Origin of the sequence: Niastella caeni, from assembly GCF_004834005.1 — a bacterium.
Classification (GTDB): Bacteria; Bacteroidota; Bacteroidia; order Chitinophagales; family Chitinophagaceae; genus Niastella; species Niastella caeni.
The window spans coordinates 1003708-1028897 of the sequence record NZ_STFF01000002.1; the positions used below are offsets into that span (position 1 = coordinate 1003708).

General features: G+C 39.6%; 29 protein-coding genes and 1 tRNA gene. 17 read left to right on the forward strand and 13 right to left on the reverse strand.

Going from position 1 to position 25190, the window contains the following annotated elements; genetic code table 11:
* Window positions 1–23: 23 nt before the first annotated feature.
* Both FAM09_RS11445 and FAM09_RS11450 read left to right on the forward strand, forming a co-directional pair.
* Window positions 24–1391, forward strand: a complete 1368-nt coding sequence (locus FAM09_RS11445; protein WP_136577220.1) for a RagB/SusD family nutrient uptake outer membrane protein — start codon at window positions 24–26, stop codon at window positions 1389–1391.
* A gap of 5 nt (window positions 1392–1396) precedes the next feature.
* Entirely contained in the window at window positions 1397–1876 is a 480-nt protein-coding gene (locus tag FAM09_RS11450) for a hypothetical protein (RefSeq protein WP_136577221.1), read from the forward strand.
* A 59-nt stretch (window positions 1877–1935) separates the two neighbouring features.
* On the opposite strand, the gene FAM09_RS11455 is transcribed toward FAM09_RS11450, so the two are convergent.
* From FAM09_RS11455 to FAM09_RS11470, 4 genes are all read right to left on the reverse strand, one after another.
* Complete coding sequence (locus tag FAM09_RS11455; RefSeq protein ID WP_136577222.1) at window positions 1936–2277, reverse strand: hypothetical protein; 342 nt, start codon at window positions 2275–2277, stop codon at window positions 1936–1938.
* 155 nt (window positions 2278–2432) lie between these two features.
* Entirely contained in the window at window positions 2433–2780 is a 348-nt protein-coding gene (locus FAM09_RS11460) for a hypothetical protein (RefSeq protein ID WP_136577223.1), read from the reverse strand.
* Window positions 2781–2843: 63 nt separating this feature from the next.
* Complete coding sequence (locus FAM09_RS11465) at window positions 2844–3302, reverse strand: hypothetical protein (protein ID WP_136577224.1); 459 nt, start codon at window positions 3300–3302, stop codon at window positions 2844–2846.
* Between the two features lie 287 nt (window positions 3303–3589).
* Window positions 3590–3850: a hypothetical protein gene (locus tag FAM09_RS11470; RefSeq protein ID WP_136577225.1), complete on the reverse strand. Its 261-nt coding sequence runs from the start codon at window positions 3848–3850 to the stop codon at window positions 3590–3592.
* A 259-nt stretch (window positions 3851–4109) separates the two neighbouring features.
* On the opposite strand from FAM09_RS11470, the gene FAM09_RS11475 reads away from it, so the two are divergent.
* From FAM09_RS11475 to FAM09_RS11485, 3 genes are all read left to right on the forward strand, one after another.
* Window positions 4110–5030, forward strand: coding sequence for a family 2A encapsulin nanocompartment shell protein (locus tag FAM09_RS11475; protein ID WP_136577226.1), 921 nt, complete (start codon window positions 4110–4112; stop codon window positions 5028–5030).
* Between the two features lie 3 nt (window positions 5031–5033).
* Window positions 5034–6788, forward strand: a complete 1755-nt coding sequence (locus FAM09_RS11480) for a family 2A encapsulin nanocompartment cargo protein cysteine desulfurase (RefSeq protein WP_136577227.1) — start codon at window positions 5034–5036, stop codon at window positions 6786–6788.
* A gap of 147 nt (window positions 6789–6935) precedes the next feature.
* Complete coding sequence (locus tag FAM09_RS11485) at window positions 6936–7328, forward strand: helix-turn-helix domain-containing protein (protein WP_166437102.1); 393 nt, start codon at window positions 6936–6938, stop codon at window positions 7326–7328.
* On the opposite strand, the gene FAM09_RS11490 is transcribed toward FAM09_RS11485, so the two are convergent.
* Window positions 7325–7726: a helix-turn-helix domain-containing protein gene (locus tag FAM09_RS11490; RefSeq protein WP_136577229.1), complete on the reverse strand. Its 402-nt coding sequence runs from the start codon at window positions 7724–7726 to the stop codon at window positions 7325–7327. The two genes, FAM09_RS11485 and FAM09_RS11490, sit on opposite strands and share 4 nt — an antisense overlap.
* A gap of 374 nt (window positions 7727–8100) precedes the next feature.
* Here FAM09_RS11490 and FAM09_RS11495 point away from each other — a divergent pair, with 374 nt between their 5' ends.
* From FAM09_RS11495 to FAM09_RS11505, 3 genes are all read left to right on the forward strand, one after another.
* Complete coding sequence (locus FAM09_RS11495; RefSeq protein ID WP_136577230.1) at window positions 8101–11037, forward strand: glycosyl hydrolase 115 family protein; 2937 nt, start codon at window positions 8101–8103, stop codon at window positions 11035–11037.
* Window positions 11038–11186: 149 nt separating this feature from the next.
* Entirely contained in the window at window positions 11187–11984 is a 798-nt protein-coding gene (locus FAM09_RS11500) for a helix-turn-helix transcriptional regulator (protein WP_136577231.1), read from the forward strand.
* A 55-nt stretch (window positions 11985–12039) separates the two neighbouring features.
* Complete coding sequence (locus FAM09_RS11505; RefSeq protein WP_136577232.1) at window positions 12040–12990, forward strand: nitrilase family protein; 951 nt, start codon at window positions 12040–12042, stop codon at window positions 12988–12990.
* 117 nt (window positions 12991–13107) lie between these two features.
* On the opposite strand, the gene FAM09_RS11510 is transcribed toward FAM09_RS11505, so the two are convergent.
* Window positions 13108–13635 (reverse strand): hypothetical protein, encoded by a 528-nt coding sequence (locus tag FAM09_RS11510; RefSeq protein ID WP_136577233.1) that lies wholly within the window; start codon window positions 13633–13635, stop codon window positions 13108–13110.
* Window positions 13636–13800: 165 nt separating this feature from the next.
* On the opposite strand from FAM09_RS11510, the gene FAM09_RS11515 reads away from it, so the two are divergent.
* The 4 genes from FAM09_RS11515 (at window position 13801) to FAM09_RS11530 (ending at window position 16375) form a co-directional block, all read left to right on the forward strand.
* Window positions 13801–13885, forward strand: a tRNA-Ser gene (locus FAM09_RS11515).
* Between the two features lie 509 nt (window positions 13886–14394).
* Entirely contained in the window at window positions 14395–14868 is a 474-nt protein-coding gene (locus tag FAM09_RS11520) for a hypothetical protein (RefSeq protein ID WP_136577234.1), read from the forward strand.
* A gap of 86 nt (window positions 14869–14954) precedes the next feature.
* Window positions 14955–15560 carry a hypothetical protein gene (locus FAM09_RS11525; RefSeq protein ID WP_136577235.1) on the forward strand — a complete coding sequence of 202 codons (606 nt, stop codon included), beginning with the start codon at window positions 14955–14957 and terminating at the stop codon, window positions 15558–15560.
* An 8-nt stretch (window positions 15561–15568) separates the two neighbouring features.
* Complete coding sequence (locus tag FAM09_RS11530; protein WP_136577236.1) at window positions 15569–16375, forward strand: hypothetical protein; 807 nt, start codon at window positions 15569–15571, stop codon at window positions 16373–16375.
* A gap of 36 nt (window positions 16376–16411) precedes the next feature.
* Here FAM09_RS11530 and FAM09_RS31545 read toward each other — a convergent pair whose 3' ends face one another.
* Window positions 16412–16759 carry a helix-turn-helix domain-containing protein gene (locus FAM09_RS31545; RefSeq protein ID WP_136577237.1) on the reverse strand — a complete coding sequence of 116 codons (348 nt, stop codon included), beginning with the start codon at window positions 16757–16759 and terminating at the stop codon, window positions 16412–16414.
* Between FAM09_RS31545 and FAM09_RS11540 the strand changes: the two genes are divergently transcribed.
* Window positions 16709–17077, forward strand: coding sequence for a hypothetical protein (locus FAM09_RS11540; RefSeq protein ID WP_166437059.1), 369 nt, complete (start codon window positions 16709–16711; stop codon window positions 17075–17077). The genes FAM09_RS31545 and FAM09_RS11540 overlap by 51 nt on opposite strands.
* Window positions 17078–17562: 485 nt before the next feature.
* On the opposite strand, the gene FAM09_RS11545 is transcribed toward FAM09_RS11540, so the two are convergent.
* Window positions 17563–18066: a hypothetical protein gene (locus FAM09_RS11545; protein WP_136577239.1), complete on the reverse strand. Its 504-nt coding sequence runs from the start codon at window positions 18064–18066 to the stop codon at window positions 17563–17565.
* Between the two features lie 251 nt (window positions 18067–18317).
* On the opposite strand from FAM09_RS11545, the gene FAM09_RS30675 reads away from it, so the two are divergent.
* Window positions 18318–18461, forward strand: a complete 144-nt coding sequence (locus FAM09_RS30675; RefSeq protein ID WP_153825449.1) for a hypothetical protein — start codon at window positions 18318–18320, stop codon at window positions 18459–18461.
* A 155-nt stretch (window positions 18462–18616) separates the two neighbouring features.
* On the forward strand, window positions 18617–19750 hold the full coding sequence (locus FAM09_RS11550; protein WP_136577240.1) for a PDDEXK nuclease domain-containing protein: 1134 nt from the start codon (window positions 18617–18619) through the stop codon (window positions 19748–19750).
* Between the two features lie 268 nt (window positions 19751–20018).
* Here FAM09_RS11550 and FAM09_RS11560 read toward each other — a convergent pair whose 3' ends face one another.
* From FAM09_RS11560 to FAM09_RS31550, 3 genes are all read right to left on the reverse strand, one after another.
* Window positions 20019–21077 carry a hypothetical protein gene (locus FAM09_RS11560; protein ID WP_136577241.1) on the reverse strand — a complete coding sequence of 353 codons (1059 nt, stop codon included), beginning with the start codon at window positions 21075–21077 and terminating at the stop codon, window positions 20019–20021.
* Between the two features lie 233 nt (window positions 21078–21310).
* The gene (locus FAM09_RS11565; RefSeq protein ID WP_136577242.1) at window positions 21311–21718 is read right to left on the reverse strand and encodes a hypothetical protein; all 408 of its coding nucleotides are present in this window, start codon (window positions 21716–21718) and stop codon (window positions 21311–21313) included.
* A complete protein-coding gene (locus tag FAM09_RS31550; protein ID WP_394347805.1) occupies window positions 21660–21794 on the reverse strand; it encodes a hypothetical protein in 135 nt (44 codons plus the stop codon). The genes FAM09_RS11565 and FAM09_RS31550 overlap by 59 nt, the downstream gene beginning before the upstream one ends.
* 55 nt (window positions 21795–21849) lie before the next feature.
* Between FAM09_RS31550 and FAM09_RS11570 the strand changes: the two genes are divergently transcribed.
* Both FAM09_RS11570 and FAM09_RS11575 read left to right on the forward strand, forming a co-directional pair.
* A complete protein-coding gene (locus tag FAM09_RS11570) occupies window positions 21850–22329 on the forward strand; it encodes a hypothetical protein (protein WP_136577243.1) in 480 nt (159 codons plus the stop codon).
* Between the two features lie 94 nt (window positions 22330–22423).
* Complete coding sequence (locus tag FAM09_RS11575; protein ID WP_136577244.1) at window positions 22424–23290, forward strand: DUF2911 domain-containing protein; 867 nt, start codon at window positions 22424–22426, stop codon at window positions 23288–23290.
* Between the two features lie 156 nt (window positions 23291–23446).
* On the opposite strand, the gene FAM09_RS11580 is transcribed toward FAM09_RS11575, so the two are convergent.
* Window positions 23447–24574: a T9SS type A sorting domain-containing protein gene (locus tag FAM09_RS11580; protein WP_136577245.1), complete on the reverse strand. Its 1128-nt coding sequence runs from the start codon at window positions 24572–24574 to the stop codon at window positions 23447–23449.
* Between the two features lie 335 nt (window positions 24575–24909).
* On the reverse strand, window positions 24910–25146 hold the full coding sequence (locus tag FAM09_RS11585; RefSeq protein WP_262711655.1) for a T9SS type A sorting domain-containing protein: 237 nt from the start codon (window positions 25144–25146) through the stop codon (window positions 24910–24912).
* Between the last annotated feature and the right edge of the window lie 44 nt (window positions 25147–25190).

Consider the following 25190-nt stretch of genomic DNA (forward strand, 5'->3'; position numbering starts at 1 on the left):
CATTGACAAATTACCTTAAACAAATGAAATACCCATATATACTCCACATTATACTTTGTAGTTTACTTTCAATAACCTGTTTTTCATGTAAAAAATATTTGGATGAAAAGCCAAATCAAAATCTTTCTACTCCTGAAACTATTACAGATTTACAAGCCTTGTTAGACAATGGTGAATTTTACAGAAAAGGAGCAGCCCGAATGGGAGGAACAGCAGCAGATGAGTTTTATGTTATCTACTCCGATTGGGAATTTTTGGATGAGCTTCGAAAATACGGTTACATATGGGACACTAATGTTGACGATATTTCAGACTGGAACGTGTTTTATTTAAACGTTTCGCTAGCAAATACCATTCTTGATAACTGGCCAAACATCGCTGCCAAATCTCCTGGTACTCAGGCTGATGAAATAAAAGGCGGCGCTCTTGTTCACAGGGCCAATTGCTTTTATCAACTTGCTCAAATATTTGCACCTCAATATGATGCTGCTACAGCAAATTCTGATCTTGGAATTCCCCTCCGTATCGATGCCGATTTTAATAAGCCTAGTAAAAGGGCAAGTGTCTCACAGACTTATGATCAAATAATAAGTGACCTTACAGCAGCCACACAGTTGCTGCCAATTACCACACAGTATAAGACCAGGCCCAATAGGGCTGCCGCTTTGGCTTATTTGGCAAGGGTATATCTGCAGAAAGGAGACTATTCCAATGCAAGAAACGCAGCTGATCAGTGCTTACAGTTGTATGCCACGCTTATCGACTATAATGACCCGCAACAGATTGATACCCTACTTACGGAGCCATTTAAAAATAAGGGCGTATTAAATCCTGAGATCATCCTCTATCTAAATGACGAGGCTTCCCTCACTTTCAGTTCCAGGGCTAAGCTTGATACGACAATTTATACTTCCTACGCTAGTAATGATATCCGTAGGGCTGCTTTTGCAAGGAGCAATTCTGACGGTTCAAAAAGGTTTAAAGGTTCATACAATGGATCCGCAGGTCTATTTGTAGGGCTTGGAACGGCTGAAGTGTATTTGATCCGCGCAGAAGCCAACGCAAGATTGGGAAATAAAGATGCGGCCTTGCAGGATTTAAACACGTTACTAGTAAAGCGTTTTAAAACCGGAACCTATGTTCCAATCACCGCCCCTTCGGCCGAGGTAGCTCTGGATATTATCCTAAAAGAAAGAAAAAAGGAAATGTTATACAGAGGTGTCAGATGGTCTGATATAAGAAGGTTAAATAAAGAGCCGGGAAGGGCAATTACTTTAAAACGCAATCTAAATGGTCAGATTTATACCCTCATACCTAATGATTCGAGATACGTTTTTTTGATACCTCAGAGTATTATGCAATATAGTAGTCTACAACAAAATCCCCGATAATGATTATGAAAAAAATAATGCAATTTGCAACATTGTTTTGGGTTTGTCTTTTTTCCGCCAACTTGATACAGTCTCAATCAAATTTAAAATCAAAGGAGCCGGTTAAAGTAGTAAACTGGAAAAATAAAGCCATGTTGATTATCGATGAAATTTGGGAACAAGCAAAAAATGAAATTGTTTTACAAGTAGGAGAAGAGAAATATAAAGAGATCCGGAGGAATTATGATTGGAAAAGCATCCCAAGCCAAATGACTATATTTGATGGTAATAGAAGGAGAACAGTGATTGAATTATCAAAAAAGCTGGATAGCTTGAAATGCCTGTATAAGATTGCTACTTTTAGTGCACAAGCAAAAGGAGGCATTCCGATTAATATAGCGATCGTTGAAGTTCCCTATAAAGGAAATGAAGACTGGGACCCGAAAGCAAAATGGAATGTTGTTTATTTTCTTTTAAATGTTGATGATATTCAGGTTATAAAATAATAGAGCATTATAAAATAAGCCGGTTAGGGTTTTAATCCTGTACCGGCTTGTTTATTTTACTAGTCTTCTCTTTCTAATTGGTAGTTGCCAAAGGTTCCTTCTGTATCTGACGCGTCATTCAAAGATGAATTGGGTGTAGTAGATCTGTCCAAAACATCATAAGCAGCTGCAAATTCATCGGTAGTAATAGTTCCATTATCGTCAACAATTTTGATCCAAGCCAAGAAACTGTCTCCAGATATTGGGTTTTGTACACTTGCAGGATAAGTGTAGTTGCCTAATACGTCGTGATTGCCGCTACCGTTATAGTCCAGGTAAACCGTTACTGTTTTCTTTGTAGTAAAAGAGCTGATAGTAATTGCTAACACTAAGCTTAAAATTCCTAATAGGTTGCGTTTCATAAAAGAATCAAGTTTAAAAGTTAATGAATGTTTGTGCCTACTCTTTTAAAGGTTTTCAGCATTCCCCTTTTCCTTAAGGATTAGCGATAAGGGATCGCTTCCTGACCGTAGCCGGCCAACCCGGTCAGGATTATTGGCCAATAAAAATTTGAGTATTATTCTTCTCCTTTTTCTATTTGATATTCTCTGCCATTATATGATTCCTCGCCTTCTTCATCATCATCCAGTGTATTCAGCGAATCATTAGTTACGTCCATAAATTCAAATGCGTCATTAAATTCAGTATCGGTAACTGTTCCATTATCATCACAAATGCGTATCCAGATAAGGATCGCAGTTCCTACTACTGTCGATTGGGCGGTGCTGGTTTGTGTATAATTTGATCTGACATTTTGGGCTCCGCTGATATAAATAAAATAAATGTCGATACATGATTTTGTTGTAAATGAACTTCCTGCAATACCAAGGATCAATGCAATTAAGGGGAAAAGATGTTTTTTCATAAACAAAGTTTTAAGGTTATAAATAAATGATTTGCATAACTAAGGCCGGCTGTTAGTAATGAATCAGGTATAAACGATTGATTGAGATTCGGATTCTGTTTTATTATTTTCCTTTTTTATCAGAAGAATTCCTGTTATGGATAGCACTAACAGTAAACTATATAGCAGGATTTGTTTGGAACTGGAGAGATAATTTATTATTCCTCCGAAATCATGCGGAAAGTGCGGGTACTTTAGAATTATATATCCTGCTAATAGCGAGGATAAAATACTTGCAATAAATCCGATTTTTCTGGTTTGTGGGAAGTAAAGAAGTGTCACAATTATAAATTCAGATACTAACATTATCCACGCTATTGCATCTCTGTTAGAGGTATAGAAGCCCAATAAATTTTTGAGGCTTTGTAGCTGAACATAACTGCTGATTAGAGTATGAACAAAGAAGATCAAAAGCAATGAAGCAATGATTTCTGCAACAAGTTTTCTTTTTGGCTTATTGCCAGACAAGGTTATAGCGCTCATAGAATGGTAGTTAAATTCTGATAATGGAATTATTATAATACTATACAAAATAAATGGACTAAATAATCAATAAATTTCGTTGTCCCTAAATTCTATATGCAAGTTATAAAACGAAAATGTTGCTATCTGCACAGTTTAGTATGAGGAATGCACTTTTTTTAAAAACAGGTTAGCATTACAGTTATGATGTAATTTATCTTGAAGTACAAGCCAGAAAGGGTAATTGTATAATTAAAAAAGGACCATCATTGCTGATGATCCTTTTTGGCTGACCGGATAAGCTTGATTTATTTTCTTATAGGCCTGCTGGCATCGGTTTTATCTGTATAATCTGCCAATTCCGATTCATTATCAAAAGCACGCGTAATCACAATACCCTTACTGTTGATATTCGAAAACTCATGCAAAAGTTCAACATAAAAGGTATTGACAATATATAGAAACAACCTGTTACCCGATACAACCCTGTCTGCAAGGAATACACCATGCTCTTTAATTACCTGAATTTGTTCGTGTTTGCTTAGTTCTTGAAATTCCTTGATGGTCATAAATATGTTGTTAAGAGGAAACTTTGTACTGCAATAATAACAAACTTACTAAATAGTATACAAAAATAGTAGACTAAAAAATAAAATTGTTTGTTTAATTTATTTAACTTCAAATCAGGTTCACTCTTGTGATTTTAGAAACCTACAAAAACAGTAGGCAATATATGCGAATTAATATGTATTCGTCTTTGGGGGTAAGGGATTGGCCGTTATACATCTTACATTGATCATTTTTATTCTTTCATATAATCTTTATGTCATGGCTGAATTAACAAAAAAACTAACTGCCCTTGGCGACGTAGCGGCGCGGCAATTGGCGATCGCTACCCGTACAGTTCCTCAGATGATCACCATTACACCCCGTTGGCTCACGCATTTACTTAATTGGATACCGGTGGAATCTGGTATTTACCGGCTCAATAAAGTAAAGGACGCCAGCAGTGTGCAGGTTGATTGTTCCGCTCGAGATGAACGGGAGTTGCCGCAAACCTATGTTGACTACATCGAGGCGCCCCGGGAATATATGTTAAGCGCCGTTAACACAGTGCTGGATGTGCATACCCGGGTTTCTGATCTGTACAGCAAACCTTACAATCAAATTGGTGAACAATTACGCCTTATCATTGAAACCATCAAAGAACGTCAGGAAAGTGAACTGATCAACAACCCCGAATACGGTCTGTTACACAGCGTTGCGCCGCAACAAAGGATAAGTACCCGCTCTGGTGCTCCTACACCAGATGATTTGGACGAATTGATTTCAAAAGTCTGGAAACAACCGGGGTTCTTTTTATTGCATCCAAATGCTATAGCCGCGTTTGGTAGAGAATGTACCCGCCGCGGAGTACCACCGCCCACAGTTTCATTATTTGGTTCTCAGTTCCTTACCTGGCGTGGCATTCCCTTAATTCCATCCGATAAAATTGCTATTGAAGATGGTAAATCAAAAATATTATTACTACGCACCGGTGAAAGCCGCCAGGGTGTGGTAGGGCTTTATCAGCCCAATTTGCCGGGTGAACAGTCTCCTGGTTTGTCAGTTCGCTTTATGGGAATCAACCACCAGGCAATTGCCTCTTATCTCGTTTCATTGTATTGTTCATTGGCCGTATTGGTCGACGATGCCCTTGCGGTACTGGATGATGTTGAAGTAGGAAAGTATCATCAATACAATTATTAATGTATGAGCACGAATCATCAACATTCAAATGGGGTGGATTCAAATGGGGGGCCTGATGTAAAAATACTGGAGCAGTTAGCCAACCGGTTTTTTAAAGTACTACCCAATGAGGACATTCCAAAATCAATAGCGGGCAGTGGTATTTCGCCATCCGCATTAGAACAGGGGAATGCGTTTAGTATAAATGAACCACAAACCAGTTTGCCCGACCCTCATTTTGTGGATGGGCAAATTCCCAAATCAGTTGCCGGTAGCGGCATTTCTCCTTCACTAAAAAATACTGACACATATGCTGCGAATGCGCATTCGCAACCAGGAACGCAATACACCAGGCAGGAACCTTTTGTACACTCTCCATTTCAATTTGAAACCCTGTCATCTTATGAGGTTCAATTGCAGCAGGTGCTGAATAATATCAGTTCATACAATCCTGATGCGCAATTGCCAGGTGTTTCAAATCTTTCTGAACCGGTTTTTTATTTCCTGTCTGGTAAACAGTCAATACAGGCAATTAAAAGCTTACCCGCAAATGCGCATGCGCCATTTGATGTAGAAAGCATTAAGGCTGATTTTCCAATACTTCGGGAAAGGGTTAACGGCCGGCCATTGATATGGCTTGATAATGCAGCTACCACGCAAAAGCCTAAACAGGTTATTGATCGGTTGAGTTATTTTTATGAGCATGAGAATTCAAATATTCACAGGGCCGCGCACGAACTGGCTGCAAGGGCCACAGATGCCTATGAAAATGCCCGTAAAAAAGTACAGGCGTTTCTGAATGCTTCATCGGTAAATGAAATTGTATTTGTGCGTGGATCAACTGAAGCGATCAACCTCGTGGCGCAAAGCTGGGGAGATGAAAACCTCCGTGCTGGCGATGAAATTATTATCAGTTACCTGGAGCATCACGCCAATATTGTGCCCTGGCAACAACTGGCTGCCAGAAAGGGTCTGGTACTGCGTGTTATTCCGGTTGACGATGATGGCCAGCTTTTACTAGATGAATATGCAAAATTGTTGAACCCAAAAACCAGGTTAGTATCATTCACACAAGTGTCTAATGCGCTGGGTACGGTAACGCCTGCAAAAGAAATAGTAGCCATGGGGCATGCCGTTGGTGCAAAAGTGTTAGTAGATGGCGCGCAGGCTGTATCACATATGCGCGTTAATGTACAGGAGCTGAATTGTGACTGGTATGTATTTTCAGGGCATAAAGTTTTTGGTCCTACAGGCATAGGCGTATTATATGGCAAGGAAGCCTTGTTGAATGAAACGCAACCGTGGCAGGGTGGGGGAAACATGATAAAGGATGTGACTTTCGAAAAGACCGTATATCAAAATTCACCAGCGCGTTTTGAAGCTGGTACCGGCAATATTGCCGATGCCGTTGGTTTGGGCGCTGCCATTGATTATGTAACAAAAATTGGTATTGATTTAATTAATGAGTATGAACATTACTTGTTAGTATATGCAACTAATTTACTGAAGCAGATTAAAGGCTTACGCCTGATTGGTACCGCTGCCGAAAAAGCCGGTGTGTTATCTTTTGTGTTGGATGGATTTAAAACAGAAGAGGTAGGCGCGTACCTGAACAAGGCAGGCATTGCGGTGCGTTCAGGGCATCATTGTGCTCAACCTATATTACGCCGTTTTGGGGTGGAAAGTACGGTGCGTCCTTCGCTGGCAGTGTATAACACCTGCGCTGATATTGATGCGTTGGTAGATGCATTGTATAAGATCCGTAACAAAGTGTATTGAAGTTTTAATTTTTCAGAACAATTTTATTTTTTGAATAAAGGAAATTTGTAGTTAGCTGTTTCTATATGGTAATGAATTAGAATGAAGGTTTGCTATAACCAGGAAACCTGTTTCCTGGAATTTATTCTTCATAGTAAACCTATCCTCATGACCAGAAAGGAAACAGCTAATTTTATTCATCTTGCTGCGCTTTCCGTGCAAAAGGCAATAGACAGTAATCCATTAAGCCGTAAAAGCGTAACTCAATTGGTGCCCGACTTATATGTGGGCAGAAATCAACTGCAAACAGCATTTAAGCAATTAACAAAGCAGACCATAAAACGATACCGGCTCATCAAAAGAATGGAAGCCGCCAGGGACCTGTTAAGCTCAGAGGTTGAAAGTGTAAAAGAAGTGGCATTGCAATGCGGCTACAGGAACCCGGGCAATTTTAACAAAGACTTTAAGGAGGTTTTTAACAAAACCCCCGGTGAATGGTTAAATGATAATTTAAAAAATAAGTATAACGGGTACAATCAAAATAGTCATGGCGATGGTTAAACGATGCCGTTGAATTGCTTCCTGAATTGTAAAGGCGTCAGGCCAACCGTTTTTTTAAAAACCGAAACAAAGCTGCTGCCGGTACTATAACCACTCAGTGATGCTATGACCTTCACTGGTTTTTGCGTAGTAAGCAACAATTCCTTCGCTTTTTTTATTCGTTTCTCGATCTGAAACTCGTATATGCTAATTCCATATACCTGCCTGAACCCGTATTGTAATTTCGTTCGGTTCAAGCCAACTTCCAGGGCTAATCCTTCAATGCTGATGTTGGGCGGAGGATCTTTTGATAATAATATATGTGCCTGCGTGATGCATTTAAAGTCATGGCTTTTTAAATTTAATGCAATCTTTTTGGGTAATTCATCAGATGGTTGTGAAGTTTGTTTTGTGTTCATGCGTAATTAATTTAACTGTTAATAAATTCCTCAAGAGATAGGAATTACAACAGCCAAAAGAAGAGGCATGAAACGAAAAAGAAGCAAATGAAGAAAATGAATTGGCACGTTTGTCAGTGGGAATTACCCAAATAGGTAATTGGGAAAAAGGCTTGGAATGGCGCAGCATAAGGTTTGTTTTTATAAAAGTCCATCTAAAAGATGGACAAATATAAGTAAAAAGTTAAACGTCCGCAAATTTTAGGGTACCGGACATTCCGGTTGTGAAATTACGATGAAACAGTTGCGCGTTACCTTGATAACGTAATTGATTTCGTTTAAATAATGTTTCTTTGCAGCGGTTGTAAAGAACTCCTCAAATTAATATTTGCCATATGCGTTTGCTGTTTCGCTTTTCGCTTTCATTATTGTTTTCGTTTCCCTGTATTTTAACCGCGCAGGATTTTCCACTGGTAAAAAATGGAAAAGGAGTAACGATTATATACAGCAAAGAAGGACCAACACTTGACTCCATTGCAGCTTATAGTTTGGCCGGGGACATTAAACTGGTAACAGGCAAGCAACCCCAGGTTGTTACAGCTGTTGCCAATGCAAGAGGCAATGTAATTGTGATCGGCAATATCGCATCAGGTATTGTTCAACAATTTATTGGACAACAGTCATCGTTACATCCAGCGCTGCAAGGGAAGTGGGAATGCTTTGGGTTGAAAGTGATCGATAATCCGAAAGGCAATATTTCAAAAGCATTGGTGATCGCCGGTAGCGATGTGCGCGGTACGGCTTACGGCGTTTTTACATTTTCAGAAAAACTGGGCGTATCGCCCTGGTATTGGTGGGCCGATGTACCCGTTCAAAAGCGAAAAGAAGTAACGATACAACAGCCGGAGTTTATTTCAACACCACCTGCTGTAAAATTCCGCGGCATTTTTATCAATGATGAAGATTGGGGATTGCAACCCTGGGCGGCAAAAACATTTGAACCGGAAACCGGTGACATCGGTCCGAAAACTTATGCAAAGGTGTTTGAGTTGTTGCTGCGGTTGAAAGCCAATCTTATTTGGCCGGCCATGCATCCCGGTACAAAAGCATTTTTTCACAATCCAGGCAATAAAAAAGTAGCGGAAGACTATGCCATTGTCATTGGTTCATCACATGCGGAACCCATGTTGCGCAACAATGTGGGCGAATGGGATGAAAAGACGATGGGACACTTTAACTACATCACCAATAAAGAAAAAGTGTATCAGTATTGGGAGAGCAGGATAAAAGAGTCGACGAAAGTAGATGCCATTTATACAATGGGTATGCGCGGTGTGCATGACAGTGGGATGGAAGGGGTGAAAAATGCAAAAGAGGCTGTGCCTTTGTTGGAACAAATTATAAAAGAGCAGCGTGAAATGCTGTCAAAGTACCGGGGGAAAGAAGTGACGACAATTCCGCAGGTATTTACAGCATATAAGGAAGTGCTTGATATTTATGACAACGGTTTGAAGATCCCGGATGATATAACGCTTGTATGGCCCGATGACAATTATGGTTACATCCAACGCCTGAACAATGAAGCAGAGCAATCGCGATCCGGTGGTGCAGGGGTTTACTATCATGCATCTTATTGGGGCCGTCCGCATGATTATCTCTGGTTAAGTTCCACCCATCCATCGCTTATTCGCGAAGAGATGTTGAAAGCCTGGAAAACAGGCGCCAACAAATTATGGGTGCTGAACGTGGGCGATATAAAACCGCTCGAATACAATATAGACATGTTCCTGCATATGGCGTACGATCCGGAACACTTCGAGGATAGCCGGCATGTAAGAAGGCATCTGGAAAATTGGGTGAGTAGCATATTCGGAAAAGACCAGGCGCAAAATATAAGCGATGTGCTTTGGCAATATTATCAACTGGCATTTGAAAGAAAGCCCGAGTTTATGGGTTGGAGCCGAACTGAACCAACTACGCAAACAACCAACACCCAATACAATCACTTCTATTATGGCGATGAAGCGCAGCGACGAATAGATCGATACGAAGCATTGGAAAAGCAGGTAAAGGGGCTGCGGGCGAAAATGCAGGGAGACCAGGCTGATGCATTTTACCAACTGGTATATTACCCCGTAGTGGGTGCATCGCTGATAAATAAAAAATTTTTATATCGCGATAAAGCCATCTTCTATACAAAACAAAACAGGTTAAGTGCAACTGATTATGCCGCCTTATCAAAAGCGGTATACGATAGTATTATCCGGGAAACCGAATATTATAATACCCGGTTGGCAGGAGGCAAATGGAATGGCATGATGTCGATGAAGCCGCGGAACCTGCCCGTTTACCTGGTGCCGGTATTGCCGGAGATCACTATTGATGGATCAGCGGGCTGGAGCATTGCGCCGGAAGGTTTTGTTACAAAAGACTCTTCCCTGACAGATGCGGCTAATGTAATGAAGTTGCCTGCTTTTGATAATTTAAATCAGCAGCGGTATTTTATAGATGTTTTTCTAAACGATCCAAAAACAGTTGCCTGGGCAGCTACTGCATCTCATAAATGGGTCCAGCTTTCAAAAAACAACGGAACGCTTGCGCCAGGGTGGGGGAAGAACCAGGTACGCATCTGGGTTAACATTGATTGGGAAAAAGCGCCTAAAGGCAATCAATTTTCAGGCGGCATTTTATTTAAAGGAGGCGGTAAACAAATAAAAGTAGACGTGCAGTGCCGCAATGAAAAAGATCCGGGCTTTAATGTCAATGAATTTGTTGAAAATAATGGATTCGTATCTATGTTGGCGGCCAATTACACCAGTGAAAAAAGTAAATCGACTTATCATTGGAGCATAATACCTGGTATCGGGTATAGTGGAAAAATGGTGCAGGCATTACCGGTCAATACAAAAGGTGAAGAAGTATCAACGGACCCGGAGACCATTAAAAAGAACAACTCTTATGTTGAATACAGCTTTTATACAGTAACTGCGGCCACGCCCACAGTTAATGTTTATACCTTGCCTACGCATCCGCTTAATAACAAATTCAGCATGCGGTATGCAGTTTCAATAGATGATGGTCCGGTTACGGTCGTTGATTTTAAAACGGTGGGCAGAAGTGAAGAATGGAAACGAAATGTGTTAAGCAACAGGGCGGAACGCGAAATACAGATGCCTATGCTCAATAAAGGCCGGCATACCTTAAGAATATATTGTGTAGACCCGGGTGTTGTATTGGATGAAATCCGGATCAGTTTAGGCGGATTGAAAAAGGCGTACAGCGCGCTTCCCGAAACAACACCGGCGCACATGCGAGGTAGGCAACAGCGCTAGATTGGGCGGCAGGTTTAAAAATTCAAAAACGTAACTGGTAAAGTAGTTTGAATTGCGTCACGGCCGGTATATGAATAATATTTAATAAAAAACGTGAATAGACGGTATTTTGAGGCCATTGTGCTACCTTTCCAATACCATTTATTTTTATGCAGATCCTGCCACATCCGGCGTTAGCTCACCTTGTCAGGCATTACCTGATCCTGGATGAATTGCAACCTGTTAACAGCATGCACCGGTTGTTTGCAGATGGTAATACCGGATTGGTTTTTAATTTAGATAATGCGGCTTTATGTGCTGCAGGCAATAGTCCGGCTATATATTCCTGTTGGTTATATGGACAGGTAAAAACCTTTCACAACCTTTCCGTCGCGGGTAGCATCAATTGGATCGTTGTTGTATTACAGCCTTATGGCGCCCACCAATTATGGGGTGTTCCGGCTATGGAATGGTATAATTGTTTCTTTCCTGCGGTGGAAATAGTAGGCACTCGCATAGATTCAATAGCAAATGCATTGTTGAACGCAAAACAATTGAATGAACGGATTCGGTTGTTAGATAATTTCCTGCTACAGCAGGTTGATCAACGAACGCCACCAGATCCGGTGATCGTTCAGGCGGTACAACATATAATTAAGCAGGAAGGAATGGTGTCGGTTGAATCGTTGCACCAAAGCTTATGGGTGAATGAACGAACGCTCGAAAGAAAATTCAAACTACACATTGGCATTTCACCCAAACGTTTCACCGATATTGTTCGGTTAAACAGCAGCGCCAAAAGAATGCAACGAATGAAGGGAAAGCAACCACTAACCGGTGTTGCCTATGAAAGCGGTTACTTCGACCAGGCGCATTTTATCAAGGAATTTAAAAAATATACCGGCATTACTCCCCAGCAATACCAGGCCCAGGCGCGTCCGTTGGCATTAAATTTTCTGGAATTATAATTATGTCGGATTTATACAATCTGCCCCACAGAACAGCATATAATTTTACATTACTATGCAACCGATAAAAATTGCAACGGCACAGTTTGAAAATCGTAATAATGATAAAGCATATAACCTCGGCGTTATCCGCGCCCTTGCGCTCCAGGCAAAATTGCAGGGTGCACAGGTGATCGCTTTTCATGAATGTTCCCTTACCGGCTATTCCTTTGCCCGGCATTTAGATAAAGCTCAACTGGCAGCCATTGCAGAAGTGATCCCGGAAGGGGAGAGCATCCAGGAATTGATTACAATCGCTAAAGAAATTGACATCGTTATTTTAGCCGGCCTATTTGAAAAGACCACCGATGGAACGCTGTACAAGGCGTATGTATGCGTTGATAGATCGGGATTGGTTGCCAAGTACCGCAAATTGCATCCGTTCATCAATCCGCATCTTACACCCGGTGATTCCTACGTGGTATTCGATCTGTTGGGTTGGAAGTGTGGTATATTGATCTGTTACGATAACAACATCATTGAAAATGTACGAGCTACAACTTTATTGGGCGCCGATATTATTTTTATGCCGCATGTAACGATGTGCACGCCAAGTCCCAGGCCAGGTGCCGGCTTTGTAGATCCTGCGTTGTGGGTTAAGCGCGAAGAAGATCCAACTACGTTGCGGGCAGAATTTGACGGGTTAAAAGGTAGGGGCTGGTTAATGAAATGGTTGCCCGCACGAGCGTACGATAATGGCGTTTATGTCGTTTTTTCTAATCCTATCGGTATGGATGATGATCAACTGAAGAATGGCTGTTCTATGATCCTCGATCCTTTTGGGGATATAATTGCAGAATGCCGGCAGTTGGGAAATGACATTGCCATAGCTACGCTTACGCCCCGAAAATTGCAGCAATCAGGCGGTTATCGTTATAAAAATGCCAGGCGCCCGGAGTTGTACGGAGCAATCATATCGGCGCCGCATACCGCTGTGCAAAAAGTGGCGTGGTTGAAGGAGGAGTAGGGGGACGGTTTAATTTCAATGAACCAGTTTCAAATGCTGGCGTCGGATAACGCAATAGACTGACGACATTTGATTGAGACCCGTTCATGAAGCCGAAGGTCAGGTGCCAGGGCTGGCTCATTCCTTTATGATTTCCCATTTCGAAACGATCATTAAAAAATTGCCATCATCTTTAGAGTTCGGATCTGTAATAGTCAAACTTCCATCTTTGGCTTCCACCATAAGCGTTATTTGTGTTGTGCTGCCGTCCTGTTGATTTATATATCCATTATAGGTCACCTGGCCTGCAGTCAGATCGGAGTTTAAATGGCAATCAATGCCTTCAATAACGACATTAAAGCTTACTTTTTCCTGCTCCGGAGGTTCGCTCGATATATTGATCAGCTTGTCCGAAGGATTAATAGTGATTTCTGTATTGAAACTTTTTTCCTGTCCACTATTGACCATTCTTATTTTTTCTGAGTAATATTTAATTGTTTGGTCGCAACTGCTTATGGCCTTGGATTGGTTGCCATTTTGCGCCTGGGCGACTTTGGTTGATTTGCATGCAGAAAATAGGATCAGGGCTGTGCCCAGGATCAGGTGGAGGAGGGGGGTAATTGGTTTCAAAAGAGCATTCTGATGATCGATAAGGTTTTTTGCCACGGGTTTGGGTGTTAAAGTTGGTTAAGGGTTAAGCGAAAATACTTCAATTAGTGCAAAAAACACGCGCGGATATTAATACAAATTGTTGAAAGAAAAATGGTTAGATAAAAATATTTATTTCGATAGTTTTTTTGTCAGTTTAATTCCTACCCCTATTTTTGCCCCGGAGAGATGGCAGAGCGGTCGAATGCGGCGGTCTTGAAAACCGTTGACTGTCACAGGTCCGGGGGTTCGAATCCCTCTCTCTCCGCCGATAAAAACTTAATACGTAAAGCGCTGAATTTCAGCGCTTTTTTTTATTATTCCCACCCACAAGTAAGCGGAGAGAGTCGAATTCAACCCGGGACGGAACCGAAACGGAACTAATACGGAATCAACAAAAAATAACTGAAGAGATACAACCAATAGCCTAAATCGGTTGGTCTTGATTAACAGATACATATTCAGTTAAAGAACTACAACAGTAATCTACTACAGCTAGTAGACTTCATATTTAAATTATTTTAAATTATTATCATTTTGCCCTCTATGTGTTGTTCATAACCTATAAAAAATAAAAAAAATAATAAAAAAATTTAATCAAAGAGTAGTAAAAATGAGTGCTTTCGTTGTTTCTATATATACGTGGGGGATAAAATCTATTGAACTGAATAATTAAATTAGAAAGTTTTATTGGGATGAAGCCTTTACCGAAAAGCTCTTAGCACGTAGGCTTGGAGCGAGAAGTTTCTATTTTTCAATCAAATATAAACGGATATTATGAATGATTCAAAAATTCAAATCAAAGTAGGTAATGTAGAGTTTTCAGGGGAGGGTGATCAAATATGGTTAACTTCTCAACTTGATAAAATTCTAGAAAAGGTACCTGAATTAATAAAAATTGAACCTAAAACTTTCAACGGGATTTCAAGAATTGGCGACGAGGCTAATGGTAACGTAATAAGCAACGGAAGTAGGTCATCCACTTTAGCTACTTTTTTAAAGGAAAATAATGCAACGGTACACCAGGTAAAAAAATATTTAGCTACCGCCGCATTTTTACAGCTTAATGGAAAAAATCGGTTAAGTACATCTGATGTAGTAGAAGCGTTAAAAAATGCTAATCAATCCAGGTTAGGTAATCCAAGTGACTGCCTCAATCAAAATGTTAAAAAAGGGCATTGTGAAAAGGATGGGGGAAAGGAATTTTTTGTAACTGCGGATGGTTTTAGAGAATTAGGTTTGGAAGTCTAAGATTGTAAAATTTACTAACGCCCCTCTGAAAATTGTAAAAATTTAAGATTTTAATATTCAGCTATAACCAAAACAAAAACTGCAAAATGTCAACAACTACAACAGCTGCAACAACAAAAAAGCATGACGATTTAGAAGCAACAAAAGCTATTATTGAAGCGCTTGAGCCTTTTGAGGCTAAGGAAAGAGAAAGAATAATTCGATGGGCTTGTGAAAAGCTCGGGATTATTCAGCAAACAGTTGTGCAAACAGCACCGCAGAAAGAAGTTATTGTACAGCCTGCTGTAACACCAGGTGCACACGCTATTCAACAAGGGCAATCACTAACAAAAGATTTAAAAACCTTTTTGTCTGAAAAATCTCCTAAAAGTAATAATCAACTGGCAGCAGCGGTTGCTTATTATTATATGTTTGAAGCCCCTCAAAATGAAAGAAAGCATTTTATTGTTAAAGAGGATTTGCAAAACGCATGCAGAATAGCAGGACTTGAAAGATTAACAAAACCTGAAATGACTCTTTTTAATGCCTATAACGGTGGGTTGCTTGATAAAGGGGCAGAAAATGGGACCTACAAAATAAACTCTGTGGGCGAAAATTTAGTTGCTATGACAATGCCCTCTGCCAATGGAAAGTCAAATAGTAAAAGGGCCGCAACTAAAAAGAGTTCAAAAAAAGCAGGTAAGAAAAAGTAAAATAATACATGAACGACGCACAATCTACGATTGAGGCATGCATTAATGAGGTTGATAGGCTTAGAACGATCTTGAAAAAAGTAAAAGCAGTACAGGTAAAGAGTGCTGATGAAAAAGCGATAATAAAGGCCACATCTTTGAGTTGGTTTAATAATCACAGAATGCCTCTTGTAAATATAATAGGGGAAGAATCTTTAAGTGTAATTGATAACATATATAGAAAAATTTTAGCACTAAGCGATAAATCTGGCTCAAGAAAAAAATTTGATACAAATTTAAAAGATTTAAAAACTTATCTTTCCTCAGTACGATCGGAAACGATAACTAAACTGGCGGATACAAAAAATGCCAGTAATGATAAGGCTCCGGATTTTATGGCGCTTGTTCGAGATAGTGATATGGTCACCATACTTGAAAGAAGGTGGAGTGAATGTATAATTTGTGTGAACAGTAAAGCACCATTATCTGCAACGGTAATGATGGGAGGGTTGCTCGAATCCTTGCTTCTAACAAGGTTTTTACAATTTTCAGATAAAAGGCAAGTTTTTACTGCAAGTAGTTGCCCGAAAGACAAAACCGGAACCGCTTTACAATTTAAGGAATGGGTTTTACGCAATTATATTGATGTAGCTCATGAACTTGGTTGGATTTCCCAAACTGAAAAAGATATAGGTGAGGTTTTGCGTGACTATAGAAATTATATTCATCCTTTTAAGGAAAAATCACATGGCATAATAATGCAACCTAAAGATGCCGTGATTTTATGGGAGGTAACAAAAAGCATTTCTAGGCAAATAATAAACTTTACACCGTAATTGTTAGGCATTAGTAATTAAAAGGTAAATAGTTGCTCAATAATCAACCAATTTTTTTAATGGTACGTTTAGTGCTTCTGCAATAGAAATTAGCGTATCCAATGTTACGCTGTACTTTGCATTTTCAATCCGCTGAATTGTAATCTTTGATACTTCGGCTGTATCAGCCAACTCCTGTTGGGACATACCGGCTTTTTCCCTAAGTACTCTTAGATGTGTTGCGAACGCTTTTATTGATGCCGGATTTTTCACCGGCCAAAAATCGTTTACTGATAAAATTTTATGGATACATATATGTATCCAAATGCCTATATTTGCAAATAAGAAGAAAATATGCCTTCTTTTAAGAAGAAGCGTTATACAACACCAGTCATTTGCCGGCATAATAATGACCTATCAAAAGATTGGTATGTGTTCTTTCGTTTCAAAAATGAAGGAAAAATACATAGGTATAAACGCCGGGAAGGCATTAACCGAATAATGGAGTTGAGCGCCAGGCTCACCGCTATTGCAGAACTTCGCAAAGAAATTGAGTTCGATTTACAGAACGGCTGGAATCCCATTACAGACCCCAAAAGGGAAGTAGACTACAACCCGTTTTTAATACGTGTAAACCCTACGAATAAAGATGGCAGTAAGACACAAACAAAGAAGCAGCGTAAAGAAGAACTGTATACGTTACTTCTTAATAAAAGGCTTTAAATTTTCAAATTAACCAACAAAAAAACTATTAAAAATGAATATAAGAAACTCGCGAAGCCCTTGTCCAATAAGGCTTTCAGCGAATTCATAAACCCGGCACTAAATCCGGCACAAAACACATAAGAATAACAAAATTAAAATTTGGAAGGCGTTGCAAATGAGCAAGTTAATAAGATAAAAAGGTATGACCGAGAATCCCTCTCTCTCCGCTGAAAATTGGAAAAACCTTCAAGTCTTTGGATTTGAAGGTTTTTTTGTGTTCGAATGATTTTTATTTGATTAGCCCCTTCTTGAATTAAAACTTTGACTATCAAATAATTAATGGGTTCGAAGTATTGGTTAGGCTGGCATACCCGCGGTATAAAAAAACGGTTCTTTTGCGCAACAGCGTTGGGAAAGGTTCGCATTGCTGCCGAGTATTGAGCCAGTTGGTGATACTTCGTTCTATTGTCCTGCTTGCGCCAAACTCCCTATTGTATGAATTTTCAATGGTACATTTCCAAAGCATATTGGACGTTCTTGTTACCTAAAGCACTCAGTTGTTCCAACCGTTCGTTTGCTTTTTTTGAGTTGATTGCCTTTAGCGCATGTACGCACTTCCTCAGTGTGGCTTCTAATTCATCGTCGTACTGCCTATAAGGTTCTGGCGTGACAGCAACAGTGAACAAATCATCCGTAAAATCATCGTCCTTGAGTTCACGGATATAATCCACCACGTCTTCATGATAGTCATGCCATTTGGCAAGAACAAGTTGCTTTAAAATCGGTTTGTAGGTTTCGTCCATTCCATCCCGATGTGCAATAGCTAAATAAAACTCCAGGTCTTGTGTGTCTTGCTTACTGATTTTTGTTTCAAGTATTATTATAAGCTGCCTTTTATACCTTTTTGTTCCATGAAGGATATTGTCAAATAACTTGGCATTGCTGAAAGGGTCGAATGGCGCTATCTCAATTGCCTTATACTTCTTTAATATTTCATCGAGGGTCATTGCTTTTGCATATTACGGTTTATCGAAAATTTCGCACAACGGCCAGGGCTTGGTACTGTGGCGGTATTCCATGATCGTTCAGCCCGAATCACAGATGAATAAAGTTAATGTAATTGATGTTATATTCTGTTGCTCGGTTTTATTCGTCAGCTGTCTGAGCGAAATCCTGCACTTCGTCTAAGAAGAAATAATTATTCTTGTCTTTAATAAATTTATCTTTCAAATATGCATTCAGATCTGTATATGTTTTAATGGAAACAAATTCGTCCAGTTCCATTGAAACGGTATCAAAGATGCTGGGCCACCGGAACCTAAGAACTACACCGCATTATGCGAAGATCCTGGATAAGAAGATAGGGGAGGATATGAAGGGGTTGAAAAGTAAGTTTATTTAGTGTTAGTATACTAGCTGCGCTATAGTGCTCTATTAAATTATCCTACAAAATTGAATGCTTCGTTTACTGGGAGCTGTGGATAAAATTGGATAGATTTCGGTTAGTACAGAAGGGTAGTTAAGTTGTTTTAATTAATAATACCAATAATCAATAATATGGAAACTAATCAACATTATACGCAGTTATTACAAGATCTTAAAGTTCGAATTTCGCACAGTCGTTACATTGCCGCTCGGCTAGTTAACCGTGAGCAACTGATGTTATATTTTAATGTCGGTAAACTACTTTATGATAAAATCACTGAGCAAAATTGGGGTGATAAAGTGTTAGAACAAATAGCAAGTGATTTAAAAGAGCAAATGCCCGACTTACGAGGGTTTTCTGCTAGTAGCCTCAAAAAAATGCGACAATTCTATACGGCATATGAAAGCCATCCAATTGGACCGTTGCTGACGGTCCAATTGCAAAGTGCTGATAAACAAAGTGATATAATTGGGCCGTTGCTGACGGTCCAATTACAAGGTGTTAAGGCTGACAGTTGGAATACTGCGACCATACAAATGGAGGATTCTCTTTTATCAAATTTTTTCTCTATTACTTTTACACACCACTTAATTCTGCTTAATAAATGTAAAGCGCAGGAAGAGCGAATGTTTTATATACAAAGGGCTGCGGAAGAGTATTGGTCAGTTTCTGTACTCGAACATCATATAAAAGAGAACTTGTTTCTGCAAATCGGAAAGCTGAACCATAATTTTGATGCAACAATTGACGCCATTGACAGTACTACCGCTGCGGAGCTATTTAAAGATAAGTACCTGTTGGACTATCTTCAATTAGACGACGATCATAACGAGGGCGAAATTGAGCATCGCATCGTTTCCAATATAACCGAGTTTATTCTGAAGATGGGAAAAGGCTTTACTTTTATTGGTAATCAGTTTCGTCTCGATGTTGACGGTCATGAATTTTCAATTGACTTACTTTTCTACAATCGTATTCTTCGACGGCTGGTAGCTTTTGAAATTAAAAAAGACCGTTTCAAGCCAGAGTACACAGGTCAATTACATTTTTACCTGAATGTGCTGGATGACAAAATAAAACTTCCAGATGAACTTCCAAGTATTGGCATCATTCTTTGCAAAGAAAAACAGAATTCAATTGTACAATACTCTATCAGAAACATGAATACGCCGATGGGAGTTGCCACATTTATGAACTCAAGTGAACCGCCAGCAGAAATACAGCAGGTGTTGCCAGATAGTGATCAACTAAGAAAATTAATTTAATCAGGATTAATGATGGGTAAAATAAATAAACAAAAGATAAAGGCTAAATCCAAGGTAGCCAGTAATACGTCGGTTAGCGATTATGCCAATGATCCCTACTTTGTTAAAAAAAGAAAAATGGCGACAGAGTTTCTGAAGAAAGTAGGGTTGCCTGAATCTTATATAACAATACCATTATGCGTGACAAGATAGACTACTTAGCCCTCGAAAGGAAAAACCATAACGAAGGTTCGTTTAATTCCATGGTAAAGAATTTGGAAACTGCAATTCATTTAAATTCATTGATTAATGCTTGTGATTTCTGGATTGCATCAATATATTCAGTTAGGGCGATATAGAATAGGTTTGTTAGTTCTGTGTTACTAAAGCAGTAGACTTCATTTAAGCCGGATGATGATTTTAAGTGTATTTCTCCATACACTACTATTGGAATTTGGTAGTTATTGGAAAATCGTTTGTCCGGAGACCCATCTTTGTTGACTTTAAACCATGTTTTGTCCACTACTTTGGTGTCAGCCGGTATCGGATCTGTTTCTATAAAGCGAACCTGATTGAAATCAATTTTGAGATCTGTGTAACTTATTATTGCAAAATCAGCATTTGATTCATATACTATCAAGAATCCTGGGTATAGAAACAGATCGCCTCCGTTTATATTATGAAAGCATAGGGCAGGTACCTCTGTTCGTATTATTGGTAGGTGCCTTTCCGAAATTTTAATCTCAGACCTGGTTATTGTGTTTGCAGCGGAAGTTCTTTCTGCGATACGATTGGTTTGTCGCGAACTTGTAAAATCCCATTTTTTTTGAGAACTGTTTAGCAGGCTGAATGCCTTCTTTACATTTTTATAAAGATCAGCGAATGTATCTTCGCTATCTATCTCTAATTGTACAGAAGAATATCGTAATTGCTCTTTTAGTTCTTCGACTTCTTCGTTTAATAATGGTAAATCTTGTTCCATTAGATTAATCTTCTTTTTGAATAGAAACTTAAAAAAGCTTTTTTTTAGGTTGGTTAGCTTTTGTGTATGATTATTTAGGAGTGTAGTTTTTGTGGTTAAAATTAAACTGGTTTCATTTGAAGCCTTATCTGAGGCTAATAACAATGCTTTAAAATCCTGCAGTTCTTTGGATGTTAATTTGTCAATGGATGCACTTTTGATTTCATGTTGTGCTTCGTAAGGTTTAAGAATACTGTGCTTCAGTTTTTCGGTTTCAAATTCTATGTCAGTAGCAAGGGGTTTGATTTCGGTATGAATTCCTCCTTTGCCGTATTTTAAATAGATACCTGGCATGACTTGAAAATCTTTTCTGAATTTCCATTCCATAACAATGAGTTGAGTAATGTTTAATAAAAGGAAATTTATATCATTAATAAAACACTAGACTACATATAAAATCCATTTTATAAAAAGGTGTTTTTCTCGTTTTTTTATTGGAAAAAATTTATAAAACGCTTTAAATGTAGCGAGGGAGTAATGTGTACATATGCAGGGTGGGTCGGTTAAGAGACTAACCCGTTAAGTTTAGTCCCGGATGTTTCAATCCGGGACTTTAAAATCTACAAGCGATGCCGGTGTTTTTTCTTTTTTTGACGTTTTATCCATTCTGGCAGCGTATGATTATCGGTTTGTTCTTGTTGGTTTAAAGTAGTCAACAGGTCGGCCGCTTTTTCAATAGCCTGGTGTTTAAAATCATCATCCAGGATGCTACTTTTTGGAGTTGTATTTTTATTAAGGACTTTCGGTTTTTCCTTAATAGTTTGGTATTGGGATTTCTGTTGTAAAATTTGCTTCGGTTTTAAAGTTTGCTCAGGTTGTTCAACCTGTCGTAAACAGCGTTCCTGTATGGCCTTTGCACTATATTCTTTTCCAATATCACTACCATTAAAATCACACTGATTGCGGTGGTCAATATAGGTGATGCCATACAGCACTCCCTGGGCATTGTTGCATGTAAGTATCGGCAATGGCTGTGAGCTTTTGTTTGTCAAGTTGGTCGGCACCATCGAAATTCAGGGAAATATGAACGCTGTTGGCTTTCACATTTTCATTTAGTGCGGCCTGATGTTCCAGTCATCAATGAATTAAAAGATTCTTTGTGCAGTACATTGAAATTGACATTATTCCTTTTACCGATCAATTACCCAACTTTAACAACAACAAACAAAGTATATTTTACGGTTCGACTACGATGGGTCAACTGCTTTATAAGGACCGCCACCTTTATAAAGGTTACTTTTTTGAACAAGATTCTTTTTCAATAGAAAATTATTTTGACAAATGGGGTAAACATATGCTGAACTATGGCGCCATGGTGACTTCCTTTTATGAGTTGATGTCTAAAGACTATGAGGCGGATAAACTGCTCTTTATAAGACCCGATGATGACAGCAAATCATTCTCCGGTGAAGTAAAAAAGTATAGTGAAATAAAGAACTGGTTCGACCAGTTAAAAATATTTGACAATACCACTTTGTCTTTAAGCAGTAAAATTGTAATATCTGAACCCTACACAAAAGAACCCACCAGGTATTTGACTTGTTCCGAAAAGGAAGCACGTAAGTATCATGAGGAATAAATTGTAATATTGTTTCCTGCTTGCAGTAAATATTAGTAGAAATGCAAGTATAGCAGGTGTGGTGCAATTGAAAGTTAGCTGTTCAAAAAACAAAATGAAGACACTTTTAACATTCGTTCTTTTAGTAACGTCAACCAGTTCCTTTTCTCAGTCAATCTTTCCTGGTTTAAGCCCGAAGGGAAGGATCGAACAAACGATAGGACTCACAAACATCACCGTTGACTATGAGCGCCCCGCAGCCCGGGGGCGTAAAGTATTTGGTGAATTGGTTAAATATGAAAAATTATGGAGGACCGGGGCAGGGAATTGTACAAAGATCACATTCAGCAAGCCTGTTATTATTAACAATATAAAAATAAACCAAGGCACTTACTCGCTCTTTACGATCCCAAATGCGAAGGAATGGACTGTAATCCTGAATAGTGACACATCGCTATATGGAATAGCCTCTTATGACGAAAGAAAAGATTTACTTCGTTTCAAAGCAAAGCCGCAGTCAACAAACCGGTTTTACGAGTCATTGACAATAGACATTGACGTGGTACCTAACAATGCTGTTGTTTACATAGCATGGGAGAAGACCCAAATTTCATTTCAGGTAGAAACAGAAACTGATAAAGTTGTGAATGACTTTATACAACAAAATTTATTCACAGACAAGTCAACGGATCCTGACGAGTATTCTACGGCAGCAGAGTATTATTTTTTCCTGAACAGGGATTTGGACAGGGCTCTAATGCTCATTGATAAAGCAATTAAAATGAAAAATGAATCCTGGTACTACCGGCAAAAAATTGACATCCTGGAGAAACAAATGAAATATAAAGAAGCGATTGACTGTGCTACTCTTGCTATTTCATTAGACCAAAAAAGAACCGAGTGGGATTTAAAGACGAAGCAACAAAGTGAAGAAGAATATAAAAAGCGAATTGAGTTTTTTAAAAGCAAACTAAAAAAATAGGCGGGGTTGCACCCTGCTAACATCGGAACAATAGCTGCACAATATTCAACTAAAAAGCCTGCGAAATCGTTCAGTTCGCAGGCTTTTTGATTTTCAGGCATACCTGGGGTGCCTCTTTTATGGAGCTATTGCCCATGGCGAACCCTGAACAACAGGTTATTCTTTCTGTAGTTTAAAGCTTTTTCCGTTTATCTGAAGCAAATACATACCGGCATGCAGATCTGCCACATCCAGCGATCCATCTGTAACCCGGCCGCTTCGGATGATCCGGCCCTGTAAATCGAACAATACAAACGGCAGATTATAGGCCCCGGTAATAAATACGGTCCTTTTTGTGGGGTTGGGAAAAACTTCCATCTCCAGGTTCTGCTTTGAACCCACCAGCATAACAAAAGAATAATTCTTTGAACCATCAATATCGGTCGATTGAATGCGGATATAATTTTTACCCGGCAGGCTGTTGATAACAGCGCGATAACTGTTATTCGCACCGTTCTTCGCCGGAACAATGGCCTGTGTTGTATAATCGCTGCCGTTGGCGCTTACCTGTATTTCGTACTCCTTAACATTGCTTTCTTCTGCTGTAAAGAACTGAACAGCTACACCGGTTGAGGTAGCCGCTGCCTGTACCTTTACAAAATGCAGGGGTAAAGTAGACGGCGCTGCAAGCGTCATCAACAAAATGGAAAGCGTGCCCTGTGCATCGCTTCCGGATGGCACCAGGCGAATTTCATCAACATTGGAAAAAGCTGCATTGGCGCTAACGTCTACAGTCACCGTATTGGTTAACCCGGTTGCGGTTATAGCCGAAGATACCGCGGTAGCGCCCGACACCATTGAGCCGTTTCTATACCCGGTAACTGTTATGGTTTTGCCTACAAAGGGAGTTGTCAATACGGCAAACTGGAAATTGTTCAAGCGGAACTCACTTCCGTCTGATGAACCAATGCGTGCTTCCTGCCAGATACCCGTTGTTAGCGGGGTTGTAATAAAATTAATATGCCCGTCGCTACCGCTGCCTGTAGCATTGTTCATGGCGCAATTGACGCCCGAGCGAAGGGTAAACTGAAAACCGAGATAAGTAACAGTACGGTCGGAGGTACAGGCTCCAGTTGCTGCCAGGGTAACCGTGCTGGCTGTTGCAAAAGAATTTGTTCCCAAAAATGGTTGGGCTTTAAGCCCGCCGGTGAATGCAATCAGGCAGGTTAATGACAGGCAACCGCTGGAAGAAAAACGATAAAGCGGGCAATTGGTGGCGCTTAAAAATTTCATGAAGGGGATCATGGAAAGGAAAGTTTATTTATTAATTATAATTTAAATATAAGTGTTATTTCTTATTGGCGCTGATAAAAGACAGTCAGGTTTGTATTTTACTCAGTTACCATTAATGGTTGCTTCCCAGGTTACAGTGAATGGGGATAATTGCGATATGTGCTACGGTTACCATTAGCTCTCTTTACAGGTTGTCTGCTCTATTGTATAGAGCGGTAGGCGGGGTTCCCATGTTGCCATTATTGAATACGGATGATTTAGCGTTGGTTCACAGGTGATCGTTTGGCTGCCATTAACTGAAACGCCTTCAAATTGTTGAATTTGAAGGCGTTTTTTCGTTCGAAATATTATTGTATCATGAGCTTAACATGCTCACGCATCTCCTCTCCCTCTATGAGTACCAGGTATACCCCTTTGGCCAGCGTGGGCAGATTCAGTTTATACGACTGACCGATATTATTCAATTCATAAGCATGTAAAACCTGTCCCTGGTAACTAACTAGCTTCACCGTCGCCTTTCGGCTGAGAGAACGGGACAACTGGATCGTTATCTGATCAGACGCTGGATTAGGGAATAGCTGTATATGAGTACGAGCGTCATCTCCGAAATAAAGCCAGTGCGTACGGC

Excerpts from the sequence above, each read along its gene's own strand:
- FAM09_RS11530 (WP_136577236.1), top strand. The coding sequence starts at position 15,569 with ATGAACGACGCACAATCTACGATTGAGGCATGCATTAATGAGGTTGAT.
- FAM09_RS31545 (WP_136577237.1), bottom strand. The coding sequence starts at position 16,759 with ATGCCGGCAAATGACTGGTGTTGTATAACGCTTCTTCTTAAAAGAAGG.
- FAM09_RS11465 (WP_136577224.1), bottom strand. The coding sequence starts at position 3,302 with ATGAGCGCTATAACCTTGTCTGGCAATAAGCCAAAAAGAAAACTTGTT.
- FAM09_RS11525 (WP_136577235.1), top strand. The coding sequence starts at position 14,955 with ATGTCAACAACTACAACAGCTGCAACAACAAAAAAGCATGACGATTTA.
- FAM09_RS11480 (WP_136577227.1), top strand. The coding sequence starts at position 5,034 with ATGAGCACGAATCATCAACATTCAAATGGGGTGGATTCAAATGGGGGG.
- FAM09_RS11575 (WP_136577244.1), top strand. The coding sequence starts at position 22,424 with ATGAAGACACTTTTAACATTCGTTCTTTTAGTAACGTCAACCAGTTCC.
- FAM09_RS11485 (WP_166437102.1), top strand. The coding sequence starts at position 6,936 with ATGACCAGAAAGGAAACAGCTAATTTTATTCATCTTGCTGCGCTTTCC.
- FAM09_RS11580 (WP_136577245.1), bottom strand. The coding sequence starts at position 24,574 with ATGATCCCCTTCATGAAATTTTTAAGCGCCACCAATTGCCCGCTTTAT.
- FAM09_RS11470 (WP_136577225.1), bottom strand. The coding sequence starts at position 3,850 with ATGACCATCAAGGAATTTCAAGAACTAAGCAAACACGAACAAATTCAG.
- FAM09_RS30675 (WP_153825449.1), top strand. The coding sequence starts at position 18,318 with ATGGAAACAAATTCGTCCAGTTCCATTGAAACGGTATCAAAGATGCTG.
- FAM09_RS11490 (WP_136577229.1), bottom strand. The coding sequence starts at position 7,726 with ATGAACACAAAACAAACTTCACAACCATCTGATGAATTACCCAAAAAG.
- FAM09_RS11520 (WP_136577234.1), top strand. The coding sequence starts at position 14,395 with ATGAATGATTCAAAAATTCAAATCAAAGTAGGTAATGTAGAGTTTTCA.
- FAM09_RS11560 (WP_136577241.1), bottom strand. The coding sequence starts at position 21,077 with ATGGAATGGAAATTCAGAAAAGATTTTCAAGTCATGCCAGGTATCTAT.
- FAM09_RS11495 (WP_136577230.1), top strand. The coding sequence starts at position 8,101 with ATGCGTTTGCTGTTTCGCTTTTCGCTTTCATTATTGTTTTCGTTTCCC.
- FAM09_RS11505 (WP_136577232.1), top strand. The coding sequence starts at position 12,040 with ATGCAACCGATAAAAATTGCAACGGCACAGTTTGAAAATCGTAATAAT.
- FAM09_RS11455 (WP_136577222.1), bottom strand. The coding sequence starts at position 2,277 with ATGAAACGCAACCTATTAGGAATTTTAAGCTTAGTGTTAGCAATTACT.
- FAM09_RS11545 (WP_136577239.1), bottom strand. The coding sequence starts at position 18,066 with ATGACCCTCGATGAAATATTAAAGAAGTATAAGGCAATTGAGATAGCG.
- FAM09_RS11540 (WP_166437059.1), top strand. The coding sequence starts at position 16,709 with ATGCCTTCTTTTAAGAAGAAGCGTTATACAACACCAGTCATTTGCCGG.
- FAM09_RS11450 (WP_136577221.1), top strand. The coding sequence starts at position 1,397 with ATGAAAAAAATAATGCAATTTGCAACATTGTTTTGGGTTTGTCTTTTT.
- FAM09_RS11460 (WP_136577223.1), bottom strand. The coding sequence starts at position 2,780 with ATGAAAAAACATCTTTTCCCCTTAATTGCATTGATCCTTGGTATTGCA.
- FAM09_RS11475 (WP_136577226.1), top strand. The coding sequence starts at position 4,110 with ATGGCTGAATTAACAAAAAAACTAACTGCCCTTGGCGACGTAGCGGCG.
- FAM09_RS11445 (WP_136577220.1), top strand. The coding sequence starts at position 24 with ATGAAATACCCATATATACTCCACATTATACTTTGTAGTTTACTTTCA.
- FAM09_RS11500 (WP_136577231.1), top strand. The coding sequence starts at position 11,187 with ATGCAGATCCTGCCACATCCGGCGTTAGCTCACCTTGTCAGGCATTAC.
- FAM09_RS11550 (WP_136577240.1), top strand. The coding sequence starts at position 18,617 with ATGGAAACTAATCAACATTATACGCAGTTATTACAAGATCTTAAAGTT.